Below are 13,740 nucleotides of genomic sequence, written 5' to 3'. Positions count from 1 at the left end.
GCCGTCTCAGGTGCGCAAGTAGGCCAACACGGCCAAGACGCGGCGATGACCGCTGTCGCTGGTCGACAGGCCGAGCTTCGCGAAGATGTTGCCGATGTGTTTGCTCACGGCCGTCTCGCTGACGAACAGGCGCGCCGCGATAGTGGCATTGTCCAGGCCGGCCGCCATGAGCCCGAGCACTTCACGCTCGCGGGGAGTGAGTGACTGGATCGGGTCATCGGCACGGCGCCTGCTCAACAGCTGCGAGATGACCTCCGGATCCATCACGGTGCCGCCGTCGGCAACACGTCGGAGCGCGTCGGTGAATGCCGCCACCCGGCCGACGCGCTCTTTCAGCAGATAGCCCAGGCCTTCGGCACCCTCGGCCAGCAGCCGTCCGGCATAGCGGTCTTCGACATATGCCGACAGCACCAGCACGGGAAAGCCCGGTCGCCGCCGACGGGCCTCTTCGGCGGCGATCAACCCCTCGTTCGTGAAGGTCGGAGGCATCCGCACATCCAGCACCGCGGCATCCGCCTCATCCAGCAGCGCGAGAAAATCATCGCCGTTGTCCACGGTCGCCACGACGTCGAAGCCTTCGTTGCGCAGCAACAAGGCCATCCCCTCGCGCAGCAGCGCGTCGTCTTCGGCGATCACCACCCGCATGGCAACTCCACTCTCATGTTGGTGGGCCCACCCTGCGGACTTGTCAGCTGCAGCGTTCCTTCGAACGCCTCAGCACGGCGTCGGATGCCGGCGATGCCCCCGCCCGGGCGCTCGTGCGCGCCGCCGACACCGTCGTCCTCGACGACGATGCGCACACTCTCCACCATCGCAGACGTGTCCGACTCGACCGAGATCAAAGCCCGGGTCGCGCGGCTGTACTTGTTGAGGTTCGTGACGGCTTCGGCGACGACGAAGTAGGCCGCCGACTCCACGGCGGCAGGCACCCGGCGCAGGCTGGACGTGTCGAGGGAACAGGGCACCGCCGACCGACCGGCCACCGCGGCCAGTGCGCACTCCAGGCCCAGTTCGTCGAGGATGGGCGGATAGATGTCGTGCACCGCGGTGCGCAGGCCCGACAGCGCATCCATCGCCATCTCTTGCGCGCGCTGCAACTGCGGCAGCGCGTCGTCGGGATTCGTCTCGAGCGACCGCTCGGCGATCCCGAGCATCATGACGACGTTCACGAGGCGATTCTGGGCGCCGTCGTGAAGATCGCGCTCGATGCGCCGCAGCTCGGCTGATTGCGCGTCGAGCGCGGCAGCGCGGCTGGCAGTCAGCGCCGTGACCCGCGCGGCCAACCTCGCCTTGTGGCTCGGGGACAGAATTCTCGCCTGCGCCCGCCTCAACACGAACGCGACGCCGGGAATCACCCACCAGGCCAGCAGCGCATAGCCGATAGCAACGAGCGGCGACCAGGCGGCCGCACCCCACGACGTCACCGGAAACGGGCTCGATATCGGATCATCGGCGGGTGCCAGATACCAATACGCGGGCACGAGCAGAGCATTGACGGCGGCGAACGGCAGGGCGATCGACAGCAGGCTGGCCAGCGGCGCGATGGTGCCGTGGCCGAGCAGCCACACCAGGTCTCTGCCGGTCGAGCGTGAGAAGGCCAAACGCAGACGGTCGGCGAAGCTCGGCGACGGCGGAATCGGGCTGTACGCCGACTCGATGGGGACGCGCCGCGCGGTGCGCTCTCGTGCCAGGTCTGCCCACCGCCGCAACGGTACGACGACCACCGGAACGAGCAGCCATCCGCCCGAGAGCACAAGCAGCGGCGAGATCACGAGGCAGACGAACAGGAACAGGAACGAGCCCAAGCCCGCACCGAGCTCGACGGCAAGCCAGCGCAGCGCACGCCACCATCGCCGAACACTCGCGCCGCTCATGTCTTCAGTCTGTCGCAGTACGGCGGTGCGCGCGGTAGAGCTGGCTATACCTTGAACTGGGTGGGTGGCCGGATCGTGGCAGTGGATGCTGGTGCGTAGCGTCACTGACATGAGCATTCAGACATCCGCACGAACCGTCGACGCACCGCTGACCACGGCCGCGGCGGTGCGACTGGAAGCCGTCGTCAAGAAGTACGGCACGGGACCATCGGCCGTCACCGCCCTGCGCGGCATCGACCTCACACTGACACGTGGATCATTCACCGCGATCATGGGGCCGTCGGGGTCGGGCAAGAGCACGCTCCTGCACACCGCGGCCGGCCTTGACTCTCCGACGAGCGGCTCGGTCTGGATCGGTGACACCGACATCTCACGGATGCGGGCGGGAAGACTGGCGGTTTTCCGCCGCAAGCACGTCGGATTCGTCTTTCAGGCCTACAACCTGCTTCCTGCCTTGACGGTGGAGGAGAACGTCACCCTGCCGTTGCTTCTGGCAGGCACGAAGGCCGAGAAGAGCTGGCTTGACAGCCTGATCCGCGCGGTCGGCCTGCAGGAACTTCGTCAGCGGCGGCCGGCCGAGCTCTCGGGCGGTCAGCAGCAGCGGGTCGCCATCGCCCGGGCGCTCATCACGCGTCCCGATGCCGTCTTCGCCGACGAGCCCACCGGCGCCCTCGACTCGCGAACCGGCCGGCAGGTGCTGGAGCTGATGGTCCAGATGACCCGCGACCTGAACCAGACCGTGGTCATGGTGACCCACGATCCGGCGGTCGCCGCGCATGCCGAGCGCGTGATCTTTCTCGCCGACGGAGCTTTCGTCGGATATCAGGACGGTGCGACGACGCAGCAGATCGCCGATCGCATGGCGACGCTGGGGGAGAAATGAACACGCTCGTCAGGGCCGACATCCGCCAGAACAGGGGGACGCTGGTCGGTGTCTTCGTGGCGGTGCTCACGGCAACGATGCTCGCGACCGGGCTGGGCGTTCTGATCGAGTCGGGCGCGCACGGCGGGGTCGACCCCGAACGCTACACCGCCGCCGATGTCATCGTCGGGGGACGTCAGTCATTCGCCACGCCAGAGGACTCGACGTACGCGCTTCCCGAGCGCGTCCCGTTGCCCGCCGACGCCCTCACCGCCGTCCGTGCTCTTCCGGATGCGGCGAACATCGTCGCCGACACGACGGTTCCGCTGAGCTGGAATGGTTCGCCGATCGAGGCGCACGGCTGGAGTTCGGCCGCGCTCACGCCGTATCACGTCACCAGCGGGCACGCCCCGAGTGCGCCCGACGAGGTCGTGGTGGATGCGAACCTCGCGTCGCGCACCAAGATCGGTGCCACCGTCACGCTCGCACACGGTGGCATCGACGCCACGTACCACGTGGTCGGCGTCGTCGCGGCCGGCGGAAACACACAGCCTGTGCGCGCCGAACACGTGTTCCTCACCGATGACGCCGCCGCCGCTCTCACACCGCACAGCGATGCGGCCCGGGTGATCGGCGTGTTCGCACGATCGGGTGTCTCGCCGAAACAGCTGGCCGACGAGATCCGCGCGCAGGTACCCGATGTCGTCGCCTACACGGGAACCGATCGTGGCGCGGCTGAGTTCCTCGACGCGGGGAGCGCACGAGGCGCCCTCGTGGCGATCGGCTCGTCGTTCGCCGGCACGGCCATTCTGATTGCGCTGTTCGTGGTCGCCGGCACGCTCTCACTGTCCATCCAACGACGCCGGCGCGACTTCGCGATGATGCGCGCCATCGGGTCCACACCGCTGCAGATCCACCGGCTCATCGCTCAAGAGGTGCTCGTCGTCGCCGGTGTGGCCGCCCTCATCGGCGCGATTCCCGGATACCTCCTCGCGGCGGCGATGCGCTTCGGGTTCGCTCAGGCGGGTGTGATCCCCGCAGACTTCGCTCTCACGTTCAGCCCGCTGCCCGCGCTCATCGCGATCGCGGTGATGGTCGCGACATCCCAGATCGCCGCTGCCGTGGCCGCCCGGCGTCCCGCGCGCATCAGTCCGACCGAGGCGCTGCGCGAGGCATCCACGACGCCGTCCCGCGTGGGCCTCGGACGCACCATCACCGGCGCGGTGCTGGGCATCATCGGTGTGCTCGCCAGCACCATTCCCCTCTTCGTGCCGGGCACGATAGCGGTGGCCGGGCCGGTCGCGGCCGCTCTTCTTCTCATCGTCGCCGTCGGCTTGCTCGGTCCTCGCCTCGTCCAGGCAGCCCTCGCGGTGTTCGGCGGCCCGCTGCGGCATGTGGGATCGTCTTCCGCATTCCTCGCGGTTGCCAACGCACGCAGTAACTCGCGTCGACTGGCCGCAGCCATCGTCCCGCTTGCGCTCGGCATCGGCCTGGGCCTGGTGCAGGTCGGCACGCAATCGATCATCGCGGCCGAGGCCACCACGCAGTCGCACGCCGGCGTGAGCGCCGACCTGCTGGTGACCGGCACCGGCTCCGGGCTCTCTGATGCGGCTGTGGCATCCATCGCCGATACCTCGGGCGTGCGCGCGGCGAACCCCGTCGCTCTCAGCCAGATCATCTTCAGCTTCGTTCAACTCGGCGATCCGACCTCCGAGCAGTACCCGGTGCAGGGCATCGACCCGGACCGCACGGCATCGACGATGGACCTGGGCGTGGTGGCAGGTTCGCTGACGTCACTGTCCGGCGAGCAGACCGTGGCGCTGAGCACGGATGCCGCGCAGGCGGCGGGCGTCGCGGTGGGTGGCACCGTCCGCGGACACCTCGGTGACGGGGCAGAGATCACCGCGAAGGTGGTCGCCGTCTACACCCGCGGACTGGGCTTCGGCGACGTGACGATGAGCAACAGGGCGCTGCTCGCCCACACGACGAACGGCCTGAGCGATTATGTGCTCGTCAGCGCGCAGCCGGGGCAGCAGGCACAGGTGCACACAGCCCTGGATGCCGCCGGATTCACGGTCGCGAACCGCAGCCAACTGCGTGCCGCCGGCGACACCGCACGTGCGGGCGACTCGCTCGTCAACCTGATAGCGCTCGCCGTCATCCTCGGCTACATCGCCATCGCCGTGGTGAACACACTGGTGATGGCGACGGGGGAGCGCCGGCGCGAGTTCGCTCTGCTGCAGTTGATCGGATCGACGCGCCGGCAGGTGCGGGCCATGATGCGCACCGAGTCGGTGATAGTCGTGGTCATCGCCGCCGTGCTCGGGATGCTGGTGGCCGGGCCGCCGCTGATCGGCATCAGCTTCGGCGTGTCGGGCCAGCCGGTGCCGAACCTCTCGCCGATCGAGGGCGTGGCCATCGTCGGGTCGATGGTGGTGATCGGTCTCATCTCGCTTGCGGTGGCGACGCGGTCCGCGATGCGAAGCGCGCCGATCGCCGAGATCGGCTCGCGCGAGTAGCACGCGCGGTCCCTGCTCGACGAACCGCTGGTCCGGCGTACTACTCCGGCAGGTGCACGACCTGGCCCGCATACGCGAACCCGCCACCGAAGCCGAAAAGCAGGGCGCGGCCGCCGCGGGGGAGTTCGCCGCGGTGCCAGGCCTTCGACAGCCCGAGTGGCACGGATGCGGCCGAGGTGTTGCCCGACACCTCGATGTCATGGATCACGATCTGGCGGTCGGTGACACCCAGCCCCTTGCACAGCGGCTCGATGATGCGCAGATTCGCCTGATGGAAGGCCAGCACGTCGATGTCCTCCAGCGTGACGCCGGCGGTGTCCAGGATCCGATTCGCGACGCCGACGGCATCTTTCAACGCCCATCGCATGATCTGCCGTCCGTCCTGCGAGAAGCGCTGGGGGTCACCGGTCACACGCACCGCATCGGTGAGTCCGGGAACGGTGCCCCACACGACGGGGGAGATGCGTGCCACCGGAGCACTCGACACGACGACAGCGCCGGCCCCGTCGGCCGTGAGCACGCAGGTGCTGCGGTCGGTCCAGTCGGTGATGGTGCTCAGCGCCTCCGACCCGATCACCAGCGCAGTGGTGGCCGTGCCGAGCCGGATGGACTGATCGGCGAGCCCGAGCGCGTACTCGAACCCCGAGCATGCTGTGTTGACGTCGATCGCCGCGGCACCGTCCAGCCCCAGCTCGGCGACCACGCGTCCGGCGGTGTTCGGGCTGCGATCGACAGCCGTCGTGGAGGCGAGCACGACAAGGTCCACCTGCGTCACGCCCGCGTCATCCATCGCCGCGCGTGCGGCGGCGACCGCCATCGACGAGACGCTGTCGTCGGGACCGATGATGTGTCGCTCACGGATGCCGGTGCGCGAACGGATCCACTCGTCGCTGGTCTCGACCATCGTCGCCAACTCGTCGTTGGTCAGCACGCGTTCGGGCTGAAAGTGGCCGAATCCGACCAGGCGAGACCCGCGAAGCTCGAGATCACTCATGTGCCATACGCTACTGCCCGCGACATCGGCGGCGGGGCATACGACCCAAGCGCGAGTTGCGGCCAGCCGTGAAGATCGTCGGACAGCTGCCGATCGTGCGTGGAGAGGACGACGGCGGCCTGGGTCACCTGCAGCGCATCGGTGAGCTCGTCGACGAGCGCGACAGACAGATGGTTGGTCGGCTCATCGAGAAGCAGCACCTGCGGGCGCGCCGCCAGGACCAGCGCCAGATCGAGCCGTCGGCGCTGGCCCATCGACAGCTCGCCGATCCGCTTGCCCGCTTCGCGCGGGCCGAGCAGTCCCAGAGACGACAGGCTGATCGTCTGCCCGGAAGTGAGGGTGCCGGATGCCGCGAGCCGGTCGAGCCGCGCAGCGAAGACGTCGCTCGCGCGAGAGTCGAGGGGAAGAGACGATTCCTGACGAAGGAACGCGATCCGGGTTCCGCTCGCACGATGCACCACACCCGTGGCGGGGGTCAGATCGCCGGCAAGCACAGCGAGCAGCGTCGACTTGCCCGTGCCGTTCGGGCCCGTCACCAGCAGGCGGGAGCGGCCCGTCACGGCGACCGAGACCGGACGGGCCAGACGGTTCTCGAACGTCACGCTCTCCGCGGTGAGCAGGTTTGCTCCCGCACGAGAGGTCAGATCGGGAAACCCCAGTGGCCGCGGTGGCTCGGGCATCGTCAGCTCGTGGGCGTCGAGGGCGGCCTGCCGGCGATGCACGCTCTGCACCAGGGCGCCGGCGCGGGTCGCCCGCTGATGCTTTCCGGTCCCCTTGGGCGGGCGCCATCCACTGACCAGGCGATTCTGCGCGGCGCTGAGGTCGTCGTGCAGCCGCGCCCGCTCCGCCTGCTGCTGCGCGTACTCTTGCTCCCACCGCTCGCGCTCGGCGCGACGGCCCTGCAGGTACCCCTCGTACCCGCCGCCGTACACGCGCGGGCGACCATCGGGTGTCGCGTCGAGATCGATCGTCGTCGTGGCGATCGCACGCAGCAGGGCGCGGTCGTGACTGACGATCACGACGCCGCCGGAGCGCTCTGCCACGCGTGAGGTGAGGAAGTCGAGTCCCGCGCGGTCGAGGTGGTTCGTCGGCTCGTCCAGCAGCAGAAAGTCGGCGTCGCCGCCCAGCAGGCACGCCAGCCGCACCCGGTAGCGCTGCCCGACCGACAGCTCGGCGAGGCGACGCGACCAATCGGGCTCGGCATCCAGCGCCTCGAGCGCGACACGCACGCGCCGTTCGGCGTCCCAGGCGTCGAGTGTCTCGGCACGCTCGAGGGCTGCGGCATAGCGCTCTGCCGCGGCGGCATCGCCCTTCGCGAGTGCGCAGGCCGCGGCATCCAGGTGCGCCAGCGCCGCGAGAGCGTCGGCGATGGCGTCGGCGACCGCCTCGCCGACGGTGCGTTCGTCGGCGGTGGTCATCTCCTGCTCGGCGATCTCGAGGGTGCCGATGCGCGTGACCGAGCCCTCATCGGGCGTGAGCGTTCCGGCGAGCACATGCAGCAGGGTGGACTTGCCGCGGCCGTTCTCGCCGACGACGGCGATGCGCGACGACGGCGTGACGACGAGGTCGACGCCGGTGAGCACGGGGGTGGTGCCACGGGTGACGCCGACGTTCGATGCGACGAGCTGGGCACGCGAGCGCGCGGGAAGAACAGGTGGGGTGAGCACAGGAATCCTCGGGTGACGGCGTGCCGATCAGACGGCACACGAGAGCGGTGACCACAGGGGCCATGTCGACATGACCGCCGCCGCATCGGAGCAGGCTCAACGAGCGGGGAAGGCCCAGATCACCGTCACAGGAAGAACAAATGCATGGGGCAATTCTACCAAGGGTGATCCCGAGTCATTCCTGGGTGCGATCCCGGCGGCCGCTCCCGCACGCCGCGTTCGGCGGGCGCGCCGACCACGACGACCTGCCCCTGGCCCCGTGGCGAGGATGAGCGGGCTACCATGCCGCACATGGATCGTTCGGTCGACGGCGTCGACATCCACTGGGCCGAGCTCGGCGCCGGCGTGCCGCTGGTTGCGCTGCACGGCGCGAGCTTCCGTGGCGCGATGGCGCTCGCCGATCTCCACGCCCGGGCGATGCCGACGTGAGCGGCGACCGACCCGTGCCCTTCGATGCCGACGAGCTCGACGCGCTGCGCCCCGCTCTGCTCGCCTTCTGCTATCAGATGCTCGGCTCTCCGTTCGATGCAGAAGACGCCGTGCAGGATGTCTTCGAGCGTGCGCTGCGGGCCCGGTCGAGGTTCGACAGCGCACGCGCGAGCCTGTCGACGTGGTGCCACCGGATAGCCCGCAACGTCTGCATCGACCGTCTGCGCGCCGCGCCGCGGCGCCCGCTGCCTCGCGATCTGAGTGAGCCGGGCATCGAGATCGGCGCGCCGCTGGTGCCCGCCCTTGACGTGCCGTGGCTCATGCCGGCACCCGGACGCTGGTTCGAACCCGCCGAGCCGGAACGCACCGCGACGCGGCGCCACGACGTGCGCCTGGCCGTCACCGCGATGCTGCAGAGGCTCCCGCCGCGCCAGCGCGGCGTGCTCGTGCTGCGCGATGTGCTGGGGTATTCCGCGGCTGAGACCGCACAGATCCTCGAGCTGACGCCCGCCGCCGTCAACTCGTCCCTGCAGCGCGCGCGGGCGGCGACCCGGGCCGCGGCACCGGGCCGCGGCATCCCGTCGCGCAGCATCGTCGAGCGCTATGCCCTCGCCATTGAGAGGGCGGATGCCGCCGCCCTGGCAGCCCTCGTCGCCGAAGACGTCGTGCTCGAGATGCCGCCGGTCCCGGCCTGGTCACGGGGCCGCGACGAGTATGCGGCGTTCATGCGCCACCTCTTCGAATGGCGCGGCACCGGGTGGCGCACTCGCCTCACGACAGCCACCGGCCAGCCGGCGATGCTCTTGTATCGCGTGACGGCAGACGGCGACGTGCCGCACACCCTTCAGCTGTTCGTAGGCACCGACCACGCCATCGACCACGTGCTCGTCTACCAGGACGCCCGGCTGTTCGCGCTCTTCGAAGATCACGAGCGATGAATCCTTCGGCCGCCGTTCGTATGAACAGGTGACGCATCCCTGCGAAACGAAGGAGCACACCTCATGGGCCGAGTCATCGTCATCCAGTTCATCAGCATCGACGGCGTGGTCGAAGACCCCGACGGCAGCGACGGCGCCGCTTTCGGTGGCTGGGCCATGCGCCACGGCCCGCAGGGGATCGCCGGCGACAAGTTCCGGCTCGGCCCGATCCTGACCGAGGGGACCCTGCTGTTCGGACGCCGCACATGGGACCACTTCCGCACGCTGTGGCCGGCACGCACCGACGACTTCTCGCAGGCGATGAACGCCGCCCGCAAGGTCGTCGCCACGCACCGGCCGATCGACCAGGAGCAGTGGACGAACTCCCACGCGATCGCGCGCCCGCTGGCCGCGTGGGTGGACGAGAACGACGCCGACATCGTCGTGATCGGCAGTGGCAGCGTCGTACGGCAGCTGGCCGAGGCCGACCTCGTCGACGAATACCGGCTGCTCACCTTTCCCGATGTGCTCGGCGACGGACGGCGGCTGTTCACCCGCCCCCGGCGGCTCGAGCTCGTCAGCGCCGAGCAGGTCGGCCCGGCGACGCTGTCGGTATACCTCACCCGGTTCTCCCGCACGGCCGCGAGCTCGAGGCAGTAAGGCGAGCTCGCCACGTGGCCGAGGCGGGACCTGTCGCACGCCAAGATGGAGTCATGACCCTTCGCGAGCTTCCCCGTGCCTCAGCCCTCGTCGTCATCGACATGCAGCAGGGATTCACCGACCCCTCGTGGGGCGAGCCGGCCGACCTCGACGGCTGCCGCGCGCACGTGAACGACCTCGTCGCAGCGTTCACGAACGCCGGCCTGCCGATCGTCATCGTGCGGCACGACAGCGACAAGCCCTCGTCGCCGTTGCGCCGGGATGCCCCAGGCAACGCCTTCTTCGACGACATCGCCGCCGTCGACCCGGCGGTGCTGATCACGAAGTCGGTGAACTCCGCTTTTCTGGGTGACCCTGATCTCGATGACTGGTTGCGCAGCCGTGGCATCGACACACTCGTGGTGTGCGGCATCCAGACCAATATGTGCGTGGAGACGACAGCCCGTATGGGCGGAAATCTGGGCTACCGCGTCGTTGTGCCGCTTGACGCCACCACGACCTTCCCCCTCGCGGGTGCCGGCCGCGCCGCTGATGCCGAGACGCTCATCACGGCGACGGCGATCAACCTCGCCGGCGGCGGGTTCGCCGAGGTGGTCACCACGGCAGAGGTGGCCGGCGCCCTGTGAACGCGCGGAACGCCGTGCCTGACCCGTGGACCGATCTGCCCACCGGCGTCGACGTGCGACTGGTGGTCTGCGACATGGACGGAACGTTGTTGGATGCCGCCGGTGAGATCCCCGCGGATTTCTGGCCGCTGCTCACCCAGATGCACGAGCGCGGAATCGCCTTCGCCCCCGCCAGTGGGCGCCAATACGCCACCCTCGCCGAGATGTTCCCGGGCGCCGACACGTACATCGCCGAGAACGGCACGATCGTCGTGCACGAGGGCCGTGTCGTCTCGACCACCGACATCGACCGCCCCACTGTCGACAGCGTCATCGATGCGGTGCGGAATGCCAGCGGTCACGACCTGGGCCTTGTGGTGTGTGGGCGAGACAGCGCATACATCGAACGCGTCGATGGCCCGTTCCGCGAACAGGTCGACAAGTATTACGTCGCGCTGACCACGCTCGATGATCTGCACACCGTCGACGATGAAGTGCTCAAGCTCGCCGTCTACACGTTCGATGATGCGGCATCCGTCGCCCCCGACGTCTTCGCGCCGTTCGAGGCGGCGCACCAAGTCGTCGTGTCGAACACCCACTGGATCGATGTCATGAGCCAGGACGCGAACAAGGGCCACGCCGTGCGGGCCATGCAGCAGGCGTTCGGCATCTCGCCGGCGCAGACCGCGGTGTTCGGCGACTACCTCAACGACCTCGAGATGCTGGGTGCGGGCGAACTCTCGTTCGCCATGGACAACGCGCACTCCGACATCCGCGCCGCGGCGCGCTATCTGGCCCCCTCGAACGCCGAAGGCGGCGTGCTCACCGTACTGCGCCACCTGCTCGACGACCGGTGAGCTTGCTCTCACCACGTCCGAGGCCGAGCATGGAAGCATGAGCAGCACGCGGCGCGCGGCATGGGCGGCTGCGACCGTCGTCGTCCTCCTGCTGGCGGGCGGGGCCGTCTGGGCCCTCCACACGACGCAGACGCCGCCGTCGAGCGCGCCGACTCCAACCGCCATCCCGTCGCTCAGCGCCTCGCCCAGCACCACTGCCACGCACACTCCGACGCCCACCCCGAGCTACGACCTCGGCGCGCTGCCGAAGGTCGACGTTTTCGCCGTCATCCCGGCGCTTCCGGTCGATGATGATCCGTACGGCGCGTTCAGCGGAGAGGTCGTCCGCCCGGTCGGCGACGCAGCGCCGGTGTTCGCCGATCCTGGCGGTGAGCCTGTCGCGGTTCTGCCGCGTGATGACCCGTACGACGGCACGACGGTGCCGGTGATCGAGCATCGTGCAGGCTGGGTGAAGGTTCTTCTGCCCGGGCGCGCCCACACTCCGTCACAGGGCGACGCAGCGCAACTGACGGGATGGCTGCGCACGGGTGACGTCGTCGCTCGCGACCTCGACGTGCAGATTCAGGTCGACATCTCGAAGCATCGCATCCAGATCGTACGCAACGGCATCATCGAGCGGGTGACCGGTGATTTCGCCTGGGGCCGTTCCGAGACGCCGACACCGCACGGTCGCGCCTTCGTGATGATGGTGCGCACGGCGCCGAGCCTGGCCTACACACGCGGCCACCCGGTCGTGTACCTGTCGGTGCAGTCGCCGACGCTCGATGGGTTTGGGGGAGCGGATGTCGCGGTCACGGCATTCCACTATCACGACGCGCATTCCGGAGCGATCTCGAATGGCTGCATCCGTGTCGGTGCCGCGGCGATCACTGCGCTCGCCGCCCTTCCGGTGGGAACACCGGTGACCGTCCACCCGTGAGGGGGACGGCCACCGGACACGGCTACTCGAGTTCCGCGCCGCGTCGCTCGGGAAGCAGGAACATCGCGGCGAACTGGATCACGTAGATCGCCGGCAGGAGCGCGAGGGCGAACGGGAATCCATACGAGCCGGCCAGCAGTGCGATGATCACCGGGGCGAAGCCGCCCAGAGCGCGACCGATGTTGAACAACACGTTCTGCGCGGTCGCACGCGCCTCGGTGGGATAGAGCTCGGCCATCAGGGCCCCGTGGCCCCCGAGCATGCCGTTGGCGAAGGCACCCATGACGAAGCCGCCGAGCAGAAGAGCCGTCGGGTCGGCGAGCTGGCTGTAGACGAGGATCGACACGATGGCGCCGACCTGGAAGATCCAGAAGGCCTTGCGGCGGCCGAGACGGTCAGCGAGCTGACCGAAGACGACAATGCCGGTGAGCATACCGATGACAGTCACAGCGGTCCACAGCGATCCGCGCGTCACACCCAGCCCGAGTTTGTCGGAGAGGTAGCTCGGCAACCAGGTGATGATCCCGAAGTAGCCGAAGTTCTGCACGGTGGTCAAAATGATCATGGCGAAAGTGATGCGTGTGGTGGTCCTATCACGGAACAGCAGCTTGATCGAGGCCCAATGCGAGATCGCCGGAGTCTGGCCGGCCGCCTGCTTCTCGGCGAACTTGGGTGGCTCGTGCAGCCGCCGGCGGACCACCATCGCGAAGATGGCGGGCGCGATTCCGATGACAAAAAGACCACGCCAGCCCCAGAGGGCGATCACCGGCGCCGAGACGAGCGCTGCAGCGAAGACGCCGAGTTGAAAGCCGACTCCGACCCATGATGTCGCCCGTGCGCGGGCTCGGGCCGGCACAGCCTCTGCCGCCAGAGTCATGCCGATTCCGAACTCACCGCCGATACCGACACCGGCGAGGAACCGATAGGCGGCAAGGTCCCAGAAACCCTGTGCAAGCGAACTCAGTCCGGTGAACACCGCGAAGATCAGCACAGTCCAGCTCAGGACCTTGACGCGACCATAACGGTCGGCGAGCATGCCGAACACGATTCCACCGACCACCGCTCCGAAGAGAGTGATAGTGGCCAATGAACCTGCCTGGGCATCGCTCAATGAGAACGAGGCGATGATGCCGCTCAGCGCGAAGCTGAGGATGAGCAGATCGAAGCCGTCGAGACCGTAGCCGAGCGCGGCCGCAAAGATCGCTTTGCGGGTGTACGAACGTTCGGCGCGATCTTCGGACGATACCTCCGGAATGGTTGTTGCCATCAGCGACTCCTTCGTCGGTTTCCTGGTGAGGGGGATTTTCGTGGTGTGGAAATGATGATTTCGTACTGGAAACCACGAGTATCCCGAACGGGAAGAATTGTGTCAAGTGTATGCGAAGGGAGTTGACGCCAATCGATCGGTGATCTACCGTTGATCGTCTCGTGGAAGTA

Annotated in this window: 13 protein-coding genes; 8 read left to right on the top strand and 5 right to left on the bottom strand. The window is 68.4% G+C overall.

From position 1 onward, the window contains the following. Positions 1-6: 6 nt before the first annotated feature. Together ET475_RS00185 and ET475_RS00180 are read right to left on the bottom strand one after the other, a co-directional pair. Entirely contained in the window at positions 7-645 is a 639-nt protein-coding gene (locus tag ET475_RS00185) for a response regulator transcription factor (protein WP_129384902.1), read from the bottom strand. Next, on the bottom strand, positions 633-1,874 hold the full coding sequence (locus ET475_RS00180) for a sensor histidine kinase (protein WP_129384900.1): 1,242 nt from the start codon (positions 1,872-1,874) through the stop codon (positions 633-635). The genes ET475_RS00185 and ET475_RS00180 overlap by 13 nt, the downstream gene beginning before the upstream one ends. A gap of 109 nt (positions 1,875-1,983) precedes the next feature. Here ET475_RS00180 and ET475_RS00175 point away from each other — a divergent pair, with 109 nt between their 5' ends. Then, a complete protein-coding gene (locus ET475_RS00175; RefSeq protein ID WP_129384898.1) occupies positions 1,984-2,757 on the top strand; it encodes an ABC transporter ATP-binding protein in 774 nt (257 codons plus the stop codon). Then, positions 2,754-5,255, top strand: coding sequence for an ABC transporter permease (locus ET475_RS00170; protein ID WP_129384896.1), 2,502 nt, complete (start codon positions 2,754-2,756; stop codon positions 5,253-5,255). The genes ET475_RS00175 and ET475_RS00170 overlap by 4 nt, the downstream gene beginning before the upstream one ends. A 40-nt stretch (positions 5,256-5,295) precedes the next feature. Here ET475_RS00170 and ET475_RS00165 read toward each other — a convergent pair whose 3' ends face one another. Then, on the bottom strand, positions 5,296-6,249 hold the full coding sequence (locus ET475_RS00165) for a beta-ketoacyl-ACP synthase 3 (RefSeq protein ID WP_129384894.1): 954 nt from the start codon (positions 6,247-6,249) through the stop codon (positions 5,296-5,298). Continuing rightward, positions 6,246-7,916 carry an ABC-F family ATP-binding cassette domain-containing protein gene (locus ET475_RS00160; RefSeq protein WP_129384892.1) on the bottom strand — a complete coding sequence of 557 codons (1,671 nt, stop codon included), beginning with the start codon at positions 7,914-7,916 and terminating at the stop codon, positions 6,246-6,248. Before ET475_RS00160 ends, ET475_RS00165 begins: the two co-directional genes overlap by 4 nt. A 291-nt stretch (positions 7,917-8,207) precedes the next feature. Here ET475_RS00160 and ET475_RS17705 point away from each other — a divergent pair, with 291 nt between their 5' ends. From ET475_RS17705 to ET475_RS00135, 6 genes are all read left to right on the top strand, one after another. Beyond that, complete coding sequence (locus ET475_RS17705) at positions 8,208-8,345, top strand: hypothetical protein (protein WP_165310646.1); 138 nt, start codon at positions 8,208-8,210, stop codon at positions 8,343-8,345. Next, positions 8,342-9,283 (top strand): RNA polymerase subunit sigma-70, encoded by a 942-nt coding sequence (locus ET475_RS00155; protein ID WP_242497704.1) that lies wholly within the window; start codon positions 8,342-8,344, stop codon positions 9,281-9,283. Before ET475_RS17705 ends, ET475_RS00155 begins: the two co-directional genes overlap by 4 nt. 63 nt (positions 9,284-9,346) lie before the next feature. Then, the gene (locus ET475_RS00150; protein ID WP_129384890.1) at positions 9,347-9,922 is read left to right on the top strand and encodes a dihydrofolate reductase family protein; all 576 of its coding nucleotides are present in this window, start codon (positions 9,347-9,349) and stop codon (positions 9,920-9,922) included. Between the two features lie 53 nt (positions 9,923-9,975). Next, on the top strand, positions 9,976-10,548 hold the full coding sequence (locus ET475_RS00145) for a cysteine hydrolase family protein (protein ID WP_129384888.1): 573 nt from the start codon (positions 9,976-9,978) through the stop codon (positions 10,546-10,548). Beyond that, positions 10,545-11,384: a Cof-type HAD-IIB family hydrolase gene (locus ET475_RS00140; protein ID WP_242497703.1), complete on the top strand. Its 840-nt coding sequence runs from the start codon at positions 10,545-10,547 to the stop codon at positions 11,382-11,384. Before ET475_RS00145 ends, ET475_RS00140 begins: the two co-directional genes overlap by 4 nt. 37 nt (positions 11,385-11,421) lie before the next feature. After that, positions 11,422-12,303: a L,D-transpeptidase gene (locus tag ET475_RS00135; RefSeq protein WP_129384886.1), complete on the top strand. Its 882-nt coding sequence runs from the start codon at positions 11,422-11,424 to the stop codon at positions 12,301-12,303. 22 nt (positions 12,304-12,325) lie between these two features. Here ET475_RS00135 and ET475_RS00130 read toward each other — a convergent pair whose 3' ends face one another. Then, entirely contained in the window at positions 12,326-13,570 is a 1,245-nt protein-coding gene (locus tag ET475_RS00130) for an MFS transporter (RefSeq protein WP_129384884.1), read from the bottom strand. Between the last annotated feature and the right edge of the window lie 170 nt (positions 13,571-13,740).

The sequence above is a fragment of the Microbacterium protaetiae genome (assembly GCF_004135285.1).
GTDB classification, from domain to species: Bacteria; Actinomycetota; Actinomycetes; order Actinomycetales; family Microbacteriaceae; genus Microbacterium; species Microbacterium protaetiae.
The sequence above is the reverse complement of the archived record's forward strand: the minus strand, read 5'-3'. Positions and strand labels throughout refer to the sequence as shown.

Excerpts from the sequence above, each read along its gene's own strand:
- ET475_RS00185 (WP_129384902.1), bottom strand. The coding sequence starts at position 645 with ATGCGGGTGGTGATCGCCGAAGACGACGCGCTGCTGCGCGAGGGGATG.
- ET475_RS00180 (WP_129384900.1), bottom strand. The coding sequence starts at position 1,874 with ATGAGCGGCGCGAGTGTTCGGCGATGGTGGCGTGCGCTGCGCTGGCTT.
- ET475_RS00175 (WP_129384898.1), top strand. The coding sequence starts at position 1,984 with ATGAGCATTCAGACATCCGCACGAACCGTCGACGCACCGCTGACCACG.
- ET475_RS00170 (WP_129384896.1), top strand. The coding sequence starts at position 2,754 with ATGAACACGCTCGTCAGGGCCGACATCCGCCAGAACAGGGGGACGCTG.
- ET475_RS00165 (WP_129384894.1), bottom strand. The coding sequence starts at position 6,249 with ATGAGTGATCTCGAGCTTCGCGGGTCTCGCCTGGTCGGATTCGGCCAC.
- ET475_RS17705 (WP_165310646.1), top strand. The coding sequence starts at position 8,208 with ATGGATCGTTCGGTCGACGGCGTCGACATCCACTGGGCCGAGCTCGGC.
- ET475_RS00150 (WP_129384890.1), top strand. The coding sequence starts at position 9,347 with ATGGGCCGAGTCATCGTCATCCAGTTCATCAGCATCGACGGCGTGGTC.
- ET475_RS00145 (WP_129384888.1), top strand. The coding sequence starts at position 9,976 with ATGACCCTTCGCGAGCTTCCCCGTGCCTCAGCCCTCGTCGTCATCGAC.
- ET475_RS00135 (WP_129384886.1), top strand. The coding sequence starts at position 11,422 with ATGAGCAGCACGCGGCGCGCGGCATGGGCGGCTGCGACCGTCGTCGTC.
- ET475_RS00130 (WP_129384884.1), bottom strand. The coding sequence starts at position 13,570 with ATGGCAACAACCATTCCGGAGGTATCGTCCGAAGATCGCGCCGAACGT.